The sequence below is a fragment of the Psychroserpens jangbogonensis genome (genome assembly GCF_000797465.1).
GTDB lineage: Bacteria > Bacteroidota > Bacteroidia > Flavobacteriales > Flavobacteriaceae > Psychroserpens > Psychroserpens jangbogonensis.
In genome coordinates this window covers 762,037-774,921 of sequence record NZ_JSWG01000009.1, presented here as the reverse complement: position 1 = coordinate 774,921, position 12,885 = coordinate 762,037, and the positions used below count along the sequence as shown (strand labels likewise).

The following is a 12,885-nucleotide window of genomic DNA, read 5'->3' as shown; positions in this document are numbered from 1 at the left end:
TTTGAATTATTTGATAAAATTAGTGTTTTATTATTGAAGATTTCAATAATAAAATTATAAATTGCTGGCTTATTTAAAAAAAAAAAAAAGAATATCAGATATACTGAATCTCTTTTAAATTATTAACAAAATATATACCAAAGATGAAAATTAAAAGTATTGTGAAAGAATTATTAGCATTATCCTTCGTGATTTTTGCATTTGCTTGTAGCAGCTCAGATGATGGAGATGGATCATCCTCATCCTCATCAATAACGGTAACCGGAAACTCATCATCTATTTTTCTTGGAGAATCTGTAACTTTTACAGTAGTAAACAATAATGGAAATAATGTGACAGCGAGTTCAGAGTTAAAAATTGGGGATACAGTAATTACAAACCCTTACACATTTAGTGCTCTTGGTAGCTATGAAGTTACGGCAACTAAAGGAAGTTTATCAAGTTCTACTACAATTACAGTATTAGAAGTGCCAGAGCCAACATCTTTGATACTTTCAGCAAATAACGAAGCTTTTTGGTATGATACTGGTAGTACACAGTTTTCAGTAGTGGATGATTTAGGCAATAACTTAACAGGACTGGTAGCTTATAGTGCTGATACAGTTACATTAAATAATCCTGCTACTTTCGCAAGTGCAGGCACTTACAATGTTGTAGCTACTTTTATATTGGAAGATAATTCTATAATAACTTCTAATACGCTTGTAATAAATGCAGTTGAGTCAACGCACACGACTAAAGTAATGGTTGAAGATTACACTGGTACTTGGTGTCAATATTGTCCAAGATTGGCGTATGCTTTAGAGCAAGCAGTTGCTACTGACGCAAATATCATTCCTGTAGCATTACACGACGATAATGATATGCCTTTTCCAAATATCAATACACTACTAAATACTTTTGGAATAACTGGATTTCCTTCAGGAAGAGTTAATAGAACCGTTAATTGGAACGAATCAACAACTCAACCAGTTAGTCTTTTAAATAACAGACAAAACATGGGATTAGCAATAAACTCTTCTATTTCAGGTAATACAATATCTGCAGAAGTAAAAGTTCATTATGATTTAAAGGCTGAATCTACAAACAGAATTGTAGTTTATTTATTGGAAAACGGCTTAGTATATCCTCAAGTTAATTTTTACAATGGAGATCCTTCTAGTCCTTACTTTCAACAAGGAAATCCGATTGCGAATTTTGTTCATAATCATACAGCGAGAACAACTTTTACAGATGTTTTTGGTGATATCATTCCTTTTCAAGAATCTGATACAGGTGATACTTATACTGTTAATTATGCTTTAACTGTTCCTGCTAGTGTTCAGAATACAGCTAATTTAGAGATTGTTGCTTTTACAGTTTCACCACTTAACCAGGTGTTAAATGTTCAAAAAGCAAATTTAGGAGAGAATAAAGATTTCGACTAAAATCATATTAAAATCTAATCCTAAATAATCGATACCGTTTATTAAGGGATTAAAAATTAATATTTAAAACCTGAGCAATATCTATATTGTTCAGGTTTTTTTTTGATACATCTAGTCTTCTTTTAGCCTATTTTACCAATGACGTGTTTTCGATGTTTGTTTTGTAATTGGACACAAATTATGGCTCTATACATTGTGAATTTTAATCGCATATTTTATGTTGCTAAAAGTAACACATGCTGAAAATTTGACGTTAATCAATACATAAATAGACAAGAAAATTATCCCGCCTTTTTATAACCGTTACTTTCTGTTTTCAAAACCACAAGCAAGAGTTTTATTTGAGAATTGATTATAAAAAAAGCCGAACAATATGTTCAGCTTTTTTTATAAATATGTACTAATTACTTTACTAATATTTTTGTTCTGTATTTCAAATTGTCTTTAGTCACTAAATTCAGAACATATAATCCAGAATCTAAATTTAAAGGTATTACAGTTCTACTTGAAAGCGAATTAAATTTCGTATTGTAAACTATCTTACCAGTAATATCAATAATTACAACTGTGGCATCATTAATAGGACTTCCACTTAAAATTACAAGTTCGCTATCTATTGGGTTCCTTTCAATCTTTATCAAATTTTCATTTTCAAAAGCTGAATTAGATAACGTTTCTGGTATAATTTCGTTTAAAGCGAAAGCTACATTTAGTTCAGTCAACTGAACATGGTTTTCATTGTCATCTGGCATATACCAATTAACAAAAGGCGTTTCATTTAAAGTATCTCCATTATTATCAGGATCACCAAGATCAATATTATGATACCAATCTACTTCACTATTCGTGATTTCTAGTGCCATTCCACTTACAGATGGTATAAAACTAAACGCATCACTATTAAAAGCATTTAAAAAATCTCCTGCAACTCCAGAAGTATCTAAACCTGCCGTTAACGCCGAAATATCAAATAAACCACCTGAAACAGCATCAACACCATCGCTAAACAAAGTTCCTTGAGAATCCGCTGATTTAGCTCCTCCCGTTAATACTGAACCTCCAAAAAAAGTAATATCAATAAAACTCACTGTACCAATACTTGGAGTCCCAGTTGATTTTAAAGGCGTAAAAGCAACATTAGTTACAAGTTCTGTAAATGCCGCTAAATTTATGCTTTCATTAATTAGAGGAAAACCAGGACTAATGTCCGCACCATTTGTATCCTGATATGGGCTACCTATACCACTACCATTAATAATTGCAACATTTCTTGTCGTTTCAGGAAACCCAGTTGATGTCAAACTATTTATGCTCGCATCAAATATTGCTTTATAAGGATGAGCCTCTGGAAGCAATAAAGCAGGATCAAAATCAATTGTACTACCAGTTGCTAAATGCGATTCTAAATGATCAACCAATAACTGTTTTGCAGCGGGAGACTTTAAAAGCGAATTGATTAACGGTTGTAATTCGACAATACTGTTATCACCTGCAACAGTTGTTTGTAATCCAAACGCTAAAACATTAAGCTGATGTTGTAAACCAATAGGCACATTAGCACCATGATGAGGAGAATCGAAAGATATCCATAATCTTGTTTCATGTGGAGGTGCACCATTCATTGCAGTATCATTCTCCATATAATTTAAAGCAAACCTAGAAATTAATCCACCCATACTTGGGCCAATAATTACTAATTCTTCATCTACGGTCGGTGCCGCATTTAAGGTGTTAATTAAATCAACTAGCAGCATAGCATTACGCTCCATAAAATCTGCTCCACCATCAATTAATGTACTTCCAGCTGGAAAATCTATTTCATCAATTATCATGTCGCCATTTGTATCCGCTACATCATCTAAATTTAATAACGAGTTATCGGCTAAACTTAAATAAGCAGGGAAATTTAAAACCACAACATCAAATCCTTCAGCTCTAACCAAGTCTGCCAAATTTTGAGAGCCACTAGAACCCGTAAAATCCAATAAACTGTAAAGACCAGGAATAGTTCTCCCGTCTCCTGGATCAAAGCCATCAACTAATATTATTGGCTTATCTAATACACCATTATCTGTATCTAAAAATATTTCATATTCACCAAGACCAGCAAAACTAGCAACACTAGGATAGCCTGATAAATCGGGAGTAATTGAAGATTCAAACTCAATCACCTGAGCGTTAGTCAAAAAGGGCAGTACTAATAAAATCCAAATGTATTTTTTTATCATAATGAATTAATTTAAAATTATGAATACAATATACGAAGAATCATGAAGTTAATTATGTGTTTTATAAGGTTTTAGGATGAAATACAAAAAAAATCCTCAAACTGTTTAAGCTGAGGATTTTGTATAAACTTTAATGATATTATTAAAGGAAACTAGTTTGATATTAAAAGTGAAAGAGTTATTTTACTATTATTTTTGTTCTAAACTTTAAATCATCTTTAGTTACGACATTTAAAATATATAGTCCTGAATCTAAATTTAAAGGAATGATAGTTCTACCAGAAAGCGAATTAAATGTATTTTTATAAACTACTTTTCCAGTAATATCAACCATTACAAAAGTTGCTTCATCAATAAGATTTCCAGTTATAATAACAAGTTCGTTATCTATTGGGTTTCGTTCAATCTTTATCAAATTTTCGCCTTCAAACGCCAAATTAGATAACGTTTCTTGGATAATTTCAGTTAAAGCAAAAGCCACATTAGCATTTGTTAATGTAACATGTGGTTCATTATCATCTGGCATGTACCAATTTACAAATGGCGTGTCATTTGTAGTTATTCCTGCGAGTGTGTCAAACCAATTAATTTCGTCATTTACAGTTTCCAAAGCCATGCCACTTACACTTGGGATGAAATTAAAATAATCTGTGCTTAAAGCACCTAAAAATTCACCAACAAGTCCGCCTGTATCCAAATCTGCCGTTAAACTTTGTATATCAAAAAGCCCACCTGACGCTGCATCTATTCCATTAGAATAACTTGGAGCTGCAGAACTAGCATTATTGATTCTATCATTAGCCAAAGGAAACCACCAAGCAAAATCTAAATGCACTTTACTTGTTTCTATTTGCGTTCCAGCATTTGGTGTAAGATATGTTTTGATTTTTAAATCGGCACCTGTCATTATATTTATGTCTGCATCTAAAATTTGACTTCCAGGTAATAAACTACTCGCTGGAGTAGTATTGTTCTGATAGCGATTATTAATTCCACTACCATTAATTATGGATACATTGCGAGTAAGCTCTGGAAAACCAGTTGTTGTGAGGTTCTTTAGTCTATTATCAAATATCTCTTTAAAATAATAGGGTTGTGGCAGTGCTAAAGCACTATTAAAAGTAACACCATCACTATTTGTAATGTGTGACTCAAATTGATCTGTTAGCATTTGTCTTGCAGCAGGAGACTTTAGCATACCATCTATAATAGGTTGTAACTCTTCTACATTTTGATCACCAAGTATCCAGAAATCATCCAAGCCAAAAGCTAAGAAATTAAATTGATGCTGAAAACCAATTGGAACATTTGCGCCATTATGTGGTGAATCAAATGAAATCCAAAGCCTAGTGTCGTGAATTATGTTTTGATTTTCCATATAATTAAGTGCATATCGAGAAATAATTCCACCCATACTTGGTCCAATAATAACGTTTTGTTCGTTGCCAACTTTATCATTGTTAATCGTGTTTATTAAATCTACTAACAGCATCGCATTACGTTCCATAAAATCTGCACCTCCATCAATAACAGCGGCATCTTGTGTTCTTGTGTAGGTAGGAAAGTTTAAAATAACAACATCAAACCCTTCAGCTCTAACTATATCTCCTAGATTAGAGGTTGTGCTTCCATCATTAAAATTTAATAAATCATATATACCTGCAATAGAACGTCCATCACCAGGATCAAAACCATCAACTAAAAAAATCGGTTTATCTAAGATATTGTCTGCACTTAAAAACAGTTCGTATTCACCTGTTCCTGGATAAGAAGTCGTTTCGCCATAAACAGATAGATCTGGAGTAATGCTTGAATTATAAGTGGTTATCTCATCGCTAGATCTCAAATATATGTCTGAATTAGAATACGAAACTTCGATAGTAGAGTTTCTTATAAATTCCTCTCCAGTATTAAGCGTGATTTTAAAGCGAATCAACTTTTTTCCGTCTTCTAGATAATTAACAGTTATGTTTTCATTTAAATTGATGGTTCTATAATTATTGTCATCATCAAAATCGATTTCTATAGATGCAATTGAATTGTTTGAAGTATTAAAAACATTTGAAGATGATAAGTTATATTTTGTTTGCAATCCTTTATGTTTAGTTCGTAAGGCTGAAGCAACTAATAATTGTTGTTTTTCAAAAATGGAAGAACCATTATTAACTAAATAACCTTGTGCATCTTTTGAAACTGAATTATTCTGTAAAGCCTCATCTGTTATCATATCATATTCAGATTGTAAAATTGCTAACGGAATAACATTAGTAAAATAGCTGTTCTCACTTAGTGCTTTTAAGCTTTGTAATGGTGCCAATCGCTTGTCTATGTCACCTTGAGCAATAGTCTTATAAGCTTGATAAAAAGCAAACTTATTTATCGTTTTTTCATTATAAATTTGAATGTCAACTACTGGAGATTTATGGACTAAAACAGAAGTCTCCATTTTTGAGGTATCAAATTTTAGTAGCGGATTATTTTTGTCTTGGGCAAAAACTGATACTGACACTAGTAATATAAATACAAGGTAATATTTTTTCATGTTTGAGTTAGTTGTTTTTATAAATATACAAAATTCCTAAAATCAAAAAACCCAAAGCTAATTGCTTTGGGTTTGATTAATCTGTTATGTAGATGAGTTTATTCGCCTAAAAAAGGATAACGGTAATCTGTAGGTGTTACAAATGTTTCCTTTATCATTCTTGGTGATACCCAACGTAATAAGTTAAGCGCACTACCTGCTTTATCGTTTGTACCAGAAGCTCTAGCTCCTCCAAAAGGTTGTTGACCAACAACAGCTCCTGTAGGTTTATCATTGATATAGAAGTTTCCAGCGCAATTTTGCAAAGCTTTTGTTGCTTCTTGAATTGCATATCTATCTGTAGACAAAATTGCTCCAGTTAATGCATATTCACTTGTTTCATCTACTAGTTTTAAAGTTTCAGAAAATTTATTTTCATCATATACATAAATTGTAATTACTGGACCGAATAACTCTGTACACATCGTTGTATATTTTGGGTCACTTGCTACAATTACTGTAGGCTCTATGAAATAACCTTTGCTCTTATCATAATTTCCTCCAACAATTATTTCGGCATCATTATCTGCTTTAGCTTGATCTATAAATTTTGCTAGCTTATCAAAAGACCCTTCGTGAATAACTGCAGTAATATAATTATTTAAATCTGCAGGAGATCCCATTTTGAAAGACTTTACATCTTCGATAACTTGACTTTTAACTTCATCCCAAATATTTGATGGAATATATGCACGTGAAGCTGCACTACATTTCTGCCCTTGAAATTCAAAAGACCCTCTAATTATTGCCGTTGCAACTTGCTTAGGATTTGCTGATTTGTGAGCAACGATAAAATCCTTACCGCCTGTTTCACCAACAATTCTTGGGTACGTTTTATAGTTATGAATATTGTTACCGATTTTTTTCCAAAGCTCTTTAAATATATATGTAGAACCTGTAAAATGTAATCCAGAAAAATCTGGACTATCCATAACTGTATCAGTTATCATTACAGGATCACCAAAAACAACATTGATTACACCTGGAGGAACTCCAGCTTCTTCAAAGACATCCATAATTATTTTTGCAGAAAATATCTGACTATCACTTGGTTTCCATACTACAACATTGCCCATCATTGCCATACAAGCAGGAAGATTTGCTGCAATTGCTGTAAAATTGAATGGTGTAACTGCATACACAAAACCTTCTAGTGGACGATACTCTAATCTGTTCCAAGCATCACTTGTACTATCTGGTTGTTCATGATAAATATCGGTCATAAACTGAACATTAAAACGCAAGAAATCTATCAATTCACATGATGCATCAATTTCTGCTTGATGAACAGTTTTTGATTGCGCAATCATTGTCGCTGCATTTATTTTTGCTCTATAAGGACCAGCAATTAATTCAGCTGCTTTTAGAAAAATCCCAGCTCGTTGTTCCCAAGGCAATTCAGCCCATTCACTTCTTGCTGCTAAAGCAGTTGAAATTGCCTCTTCAACATGAGACTTTTCTGCCAAATGATACGTACCAACTACATGTTGATGATCATGAGGTGCCGACATGGTTTTTGTATTTCCTGTCGTTATATGGTTTCCATTAATGTACATTGGTACATCAATTTGTGAATTCCACATAGTGTTATATGTCTTTAAAACTGCATCACGCTCAGGAGAACCTGGAGCATATGATTTAACAGGTTCATTTATAGCTACTGGTACATTGAAAAATCCTTTTCCCATCTTAAATTTTGATTTAAAAATTGGTTATTGTTTTGAAGTTGCAAAGGTACAATTTTTTGATAACAATTAGATTTAGCAACTATTAATTGGTAGTTAAAAAATTGAGTATTTTTTCGTAAGTTGCTTGCTTTAATTTTAATATGAACGACGGTATTATTCTTACACTTGCCTATCCTGAAACTATCGTGTCTCATTCTGAAGAATGGTATATTCCGTTTTTAAGATTTTTGTTTGTAGGTAACAAAAAACATGTGAGAGCTGGTCATGCAGCTTTGGTGTTGATTGATAAATCTACTGGTGTTTTAGAATATCATGACTTCGGAAGGTATATTACATCTTCATCTCATGGAAGACTTAGAGGACGAGAATTAGACTTCGAACTTAACATTCCTATTGTTGCCAAAATTGAAAACGATCAAGTTGTGAATCTGGACGAGATTTTGAAATTTATGGCATCTAATCCAAAACTCACTCATGGTGATGGTGATTTATATGCTTCTGTTTGTAATGCTATAGATTATAAAAAAGCAAGACAATATATTAGTGATATTCAAAATCAAGGATTCATTCGTTATGCTGCTTTTTTAAAAGAAGCTACTAATTGCTCTCGTTTTGTAACTGACTGTTTAATCACATGTATCACTAATTCTTCAATTAAATCTAGTCTTATAAGATCAAAATGGTTTACACCAAGTACGATTGGAAATGTTGTTGTTGCAGATACTGAAAATCATGTTTATGTGGTATCTGAATCTGAAAAAATTACAGAATTTGATTCAACTGTACGTAAAGAAAACAGACGTTTGTTTTTAGATATTCTAAAAGGTCATAAACCTAGTTTGGCAGGAACACTAGAGCCAAAACATAATGACATTATAAAAAGCCATGCACAATGGCTAGCTGGTATTGGAACAGGAGCTTGGTTTGAACTTTATGATTTAAATCATTTAGCTGAATTTAGATATAGACGCATTTCTCCTTACGGAAATGTAGATTGTGATGGAGTTTACAAACTCACAACTGAAGGTTTTGACATCAGCTCAATTTATGATTTTGTGTATTATTCTAATTGCAAATTCTTCCATATTAAACAGAATGAGGTCATCTACAGATTTGAATACCTAAGAGATTATAAATAACAATAAATGAATTTTGATTTTAATTAAGTGCAAAGGGTGCACTCAATTTAAATGAAGGAATGATAACTTTAAACTTATTGGTATTTGTAAAGTTAACCATGTTGTAATGCCCATGCATTGCTCCAAAAGGAGATGTCAATAAACAACCAGAATTATAAGTATGAGACTCACCAGGTTTTAAAACTGGTTTCTTACCAATGACACCTTCGCCTTCAATAACCTCAACATTATTAAGAGCATCTAGCACTTCCCAATATCTCGAATTTAACTGAACAGAATCTTTACTTTGGTTTTCAATAGTTACCTGATATCCAAACGCAAAGTGCACTTTATAATTTTTATAAAATGTGCCTTCGAAAGTAGTTTCGACAGAGATTTTTATACCACTAGTAACCTGTTGTACCATTAAATAATTTGCGTTAAGGCTGTAAAAATAGATAAATTTTGAATGAATATCGGCGTTTTTTTGAAATTAAGCAAATTTTTAACACGATAACCAACAGAATTGTAATTTGACCTATAAATCTTCAGAATCAACGAAATCTTCTAGCGTTTTAAAGAACGAAATCATATCTTTTTCTTCGACTAGAGTATTAATTGTCACCAATCTCACAAAAGTATCATCTCTAAATGAACCATAACCAACCATTAATTTTGAATGCTCATAAAGTTTCGTACACAAGGTTTTTGCAGAAATTCCTTTATAGTTAAAACAAACTGAAATAGAATCATCAAAACTATACAACGTATAATCTGAATTTGATTTAATATAATCTCTTGCAACATTCGCTAAATGAAACTGATGATCTACAATTTTTTCTAGTCCAAAATTACCTACAGACTTCCAAAGTGTCCATAATTTTAAAGCATCGTTACGTCTACCACACTGAAGCGAAGTCTTACCTAAATTAAATGCGTCATCATCTGTTTGATAGAGATAATCAGCATCGTTTGAAAATGATTGATATAAATGTTTTTTGTCATTTGTTACAATAATTGAACATCCTAAAGGAGTTCCTAACATTTTATGTGCGTTTAAACTGAAAGAATCAGTCAACTCAATTCCGTCTACCAAGTGTTTATATTGATTACTAAAAATCACAGAACCACAATAAGCACCATCTAAATGCAGCCAAAGATTATGAGTTTTGCAAATTTTACTAATACCCTTAACATCATCAAAAGCTCCTAAAACTGTTGTACCTGCTGTAGCATTTACAAAAAATGGATGATAGCCATTTTTAATATCGTTTTGAATTTGGGACTCTAAATCTTCTATTAATAGTTTTCCATGGTCATCTGTTTTTACAGACCTTACTTGATGCCTTCCAATACCAACAAATGATGCATTCTTAGTCACTGAGTAGTGAGAAGTCTCTGAAGTATATGCAATCATTTTTCTTGACACGCCTTCATTTCTGGCATTAGCATCAAAAGCATCTCTAGCCATTAACATAGCCATATAATTACACATAGAACCTCCTGGTGCTAATGTACCATCACTATTATTACCATAACCAATACGCTCACAAATTTTTTGCAATAACACTTTTTCAATTCCAACCTGAACTCCAGCAACTTTGTATGTGTACATACTATTATTAAGCATTACTGCGAGTAAATCACCTAATGTTGCCCTAGAAATCCTTCCTCCAAATAACTGGTTAAAAAATGCTTTAGACGCTGTTTTGGGAGTGCTTTTTATAATATCTTTTAAGGTCTCTTTAAAATCATCATCAATTGTTGGCTCGTCTCCAAGTTCAATATCTATTGTCTCGTATAGTATTTTAGTATCTATAGGAATTGCAACAGGATTATTTTCTTCTTCTGAAATTAAAAACTCCGCGAGTTCGGTAAACAATTTTAAGTCTTTGTGCATAAATGATTATGGTTCTAAAATTTTAGGGTTTGTGTAAATTTATCCCTATTTTATCGGAATATTAGATTAATCTCATTTAAATTTATTTAACGCACATTGAAATCTCTAGAAAACATTCAAGAACTAATACAACTTTTGTCGGAATCGTCAAAAACACAATACAATTCAATACTCAAAGGTTTTGATTTTGATGATATTGACTTCGAGGCCTTCCAAAGTTGGTCTTCAGAAAAATATACTAGAAATTGCTTGTATAAGGATGAACAATTTGAATTGCTTTTACTGTGTTGGAATGATGGTCAAGAAACTTCAGTGCATGACCATGACGGAGAAGATTGTTGGGTGTATTTACTAAAAGGCAAGATGGAAGAGGTCTTTTATTCCTTTGACAATTCGAATAATTTAAAAGAAGGACACTCACAATTCGTTCAACCTAATCAGTTATCATTTATGAATGATAGAATTGGTTATCATAAACTAAGAAACTGTTTTAAAGGAAAATCAATGAGCTTACATTTGTATGCAAAGCCAATAGAACAGTGTAATTTTTATTGTGAAAAATCGAAACAACTTCTGGAAAGAAAACTAAAGTACGATACGTTTAGTGAACTTATATTGGAAGCTAAACCCAGTTCTATTTAGTTAGAAATATTTACAGAACTCGCTTCACCAAATCCAATTAATTTATCATAACGAGCTCCAAGGTCTCTGTAATACACCAATACTTTATAATTGTTTTCTGTTTGCCAGAAATCGCCACTTATGCGACCTTCATCTAGATTCCCTTTTGAATCTACGACAACATATTTGTAGTTATAAAATCCTTGTTTGAGTTTAAATGAAGCTTGATAATAATTCTCATCTCTATTAAACACCATTCGGTTCATTTCTTCAAGAGCATAATTATTAAAATTCCCGTAGATATAAATTTTACTTCCATCGGTTAATTTAGGATATGACAATGCGAAATGGGTCATAGTATAATCTGCTTCAATACTTACGTCTTCAACATCAATTGCAGTAACTAAAAAGTTACCATTAATATCTGGATTATAAGTATAAGGTCGTCTACCTCTTTCAGAATTGACAAACAAATAATTATGATAAATATCTTTTAAATCAACAAATTGTACACCAACGTTTGACGCTCTAACATCTTTGTTTTCAAAAAAGCGAAATTCGTTTCCAGCCCAAAAGGATGTTTCATTAGTATATCTATATACAAGTTCTTTACCTAAAGTGTATTGCGGTTTTACATTTTTAATAGCTGTGCGCAAGTTGTTGTTTTGTATAATTAGAGTATTAATAGTCTGCAACGGGTTATTAATATTTAAACTATTTGTATTTATAACAATATCTACACTTTGCTTACCTGCTATAGATTTAACATCTCTCGAACGCTTTACAGCAACACCTACTCCAACCCTTTGCTCATAAATCATAAATTTTCTAGTAAAGACTAATTCTCTATCATCATCATAAATTGAAATAACATAGTTACCCGATTTAGTCAATCCTCTAGTTTGCTCATTAGGAATTCGTAACTCATAATGAGAATATAATTGGTAAGCATTATAAGAATTGTAGTAATCCACAATTCTATAATCATCAAACCCTTTCATGTACTCCATTTTAACAAGGTTGGATTTTGTCCAATCGTAATTATAATGTTCTATGGTATAATAAAAATCAGGTTCTGTAGCTAATAAAGCATCAAACTCTAAGAAAAAAGATTCATTTAATCTTAAAATAGGTAATTCTCCTTGTTGCGTATTTCCACTTTTAAAAGTAATTGTTTTAATATAGTCTGGAGGGTTGATTTCTTCCACTTGTGCTACTAACAATAAAGGGAGACAAAAAGCGAATAAAAATAGAGTTCTAAGCTGCATTTAAGATGGTTTTATGAGTAAAGATATGCAAAATCCATGCCTTTTTTAACAGTA

The 12,885-nt window shown here is 32.0% G+C and carries 9 protein-coding genes; 3 read left to right on the top strand and 6 right to left on the bottom strand.

Features of this window, described 5'->3' with window-relative positions; genetic code table 11:
• Window positions 1-143 precede the first annotated feature (143 nt).
• Window positions 144-1,427, top strand: coding sequence for an Omp28-related outer membrane protein (locus RH81_RS16525; protein ID WP_052172514.1), 1,284 nt, complete (start codon window positions 144-146; stop codon window positions 1,425-1,427).
• Between the two features lie 404 nt (window positions 1,428-1,831).
• Here RH81_RS16525 and RH81_RS10435 read toward each other — a convergent pair whose 3' ends face one another.
• From RH81_RS10435 to pruA, 3 genes are all read right to left on the bottom strand, one after another.
• The gene (locus RH81_RS10435; RefSeq protein ID WP_033960138.1) at window positions 1,832-3,655 is read right to left on the bottom strand and encodes a T9SS type A sorting domain-containing protein; all 1,824 of its coding nucleotides are present in this window, start codon (window positions 3,653-3,655) and stop codon (window positions 1,832-1,834) included.
• A gap of 178 nt (window positions 3,656-3,833) precedes the next feature.
• Complete coding sequence (locus tag RH81_RS10430) at window positions 3,834-6,197, bottom strand: T9SS type A sorting domain-containing protein (RefSeq protein WP_033960137.1); 2,364 nt, start codon at window positions 6,195-6,197, stop codon at window positions 3,834-3,836.
• A gap of 98 nt (window positions 6,198-6,295) precedes the next feature.
• The gene (gene pruA / locus RH81_RS10425) at window positions 6,296-7,924 is read right to left on the bottom strand and encodes an L-glutamate gamma-semialdehyde dehydrogenase (RefSeq protein ID WP_033960136.1); all 1,629 of its coding nucleotides are present in this window, start codon (window positions 7,922-7,924) and stop codon (window positions 6,296-6,298) included.
• A gap of 140 nt (window positions 7,925-8,064) precedes the next feature.
• On the opposite strand from pruA, the gene RH81_RS10420 reads away from it, so the two are divergent.
• Window positions 8,065-9,063 (top strand): DUF6695 family protein, encoded by a 999-nt coding sequence (locus tag RH81_RS10420; RefSeq protein WP_033960134.1) that lies wholly within the window; start codon window positions 8,065-8,067, stop codon window positions 9,061-9,063.
• A 19-nt stretch (window positions 9,064-9,082) separates the two neighbouring features.
• On the opposite strand, the gene apaG is transcribed toward RH81_RS10420, so the two are convergent.
• Window positions 9,083-9,469, bottom strand: coding sequence for a Co2+/Mg2+ efflux protein ApaG (gene apaG / locus RH81_RS10415; RefSeq protein ID WP_033960133.1), 387 nt, complete (start codon window positions 9,467-9,469; stop codon window positions 9,083-9,085).
• 111 nt (window positions 9,470-9,580) lie between these two features.
• Window positions 9,581-10,942, bottom strand: coding sequence for a pyridoxal phosphate-dependent decarboxylase family protein (locus tag RH81_RS10410; protein WP_033960132.1), 1,362 nt, complete (start codon window positions 10,940-10,942; stop codon window positions 9,581-9,583).
• Between the two features lie 96 nt (window positions 10,943-11,038).
• Here RH81_RS10410 and RH81_RS10405 point away from each other — a divergent pair, with 96 nt between their 5' ends.
• Complete coding sequence (locus RH81_RS10405; RefSeq protein ID WP_033960131.1) at window positions 11,039-11,584, top strand: cysteine dioxygenase; 546 nt, start codon at window positions 11,039-11,041, stop codon at window positions 11,582-11,584.
• On the opposite strand, the gene RH81_RS10400 is transcribed toward RH81_RS10405, so the two are convergent.
• Window positions 11,581-12,831, bottom strand: coding sequence for a type IX secretion system plug protein (locus RH81_RS10400; protein WP_033960130.1), 1,251 nt, complete (start codon window positions 12,829-12,831; stop codon window positions 11,581-11,583). The genes RH81_RS10405 and RH81_RS10400 overlap by 4 nt on opposite strands.
• Window positions 12,832-12,885: the final 54 nt, after the last annotated feature.

What these genes read in the sequence shown, in the direction of transcription:
- RH81_RS16525 (WP_052172514.1), top strand. Translation starts at nt 144, where the DNA reads ATGAAAATTAAAAGTATTGTGAAAGAATTATTAGCATTATCCTTCGTG.
- RH81_RS10435 (WP_033960138.1), bottom strand. Translation starts at nt 3,655, where the DNA reads ATGATAAAAAAATACATTTGGATTTTATTAGTACTGCCCTTTTTGACT.
- RH81_RS10430 (WP_033960137.1), bottom strand. Translation starts at nt 6,197, where the DNA reads ATGAAAAAATATTACCTTGTATTTATATTACTAGTGTCAGTATCAGTT.
- pruA (WP_033960136.1), bottom strand. Translation starts at nt 7,924, where the DNA reads ATGGGAAAAGGATTTTTCAATGTACCAGTAGCTATAAATGAACCTGTT.
- RH81_RS10420 (WP_033960134.1), top strand. Translation starts at nt 8,065, where the DNA reads ATGAACGACGGTATTATTCTTACACTTGCCTATCCTGAAACTATCGTG.
- apaG (WP_033960133.1), bottom strand. Translation starts at nt 9,469, where the DNA reads ATGGTACAACAGGTTACTAGTGGTATAAAAATCTCTGTCGAAACTACT.
- RH81_RS10410 (WP_033960132.1), bottom strand. Translation starts at nt 10,942, where the DNA reads ATGCACAAAGACTTAAAATTGTTTACCGAACTCGCGGAGTTTTTAATT.
- RH81_RS10400 (WP_033960130.1), bottom strand. Translation starts at nt 12,831, where the DNA reads ATGCAGCTTAGAACTCTATTTTTATTCGCTTTTTGTCTCCCTTTATTG.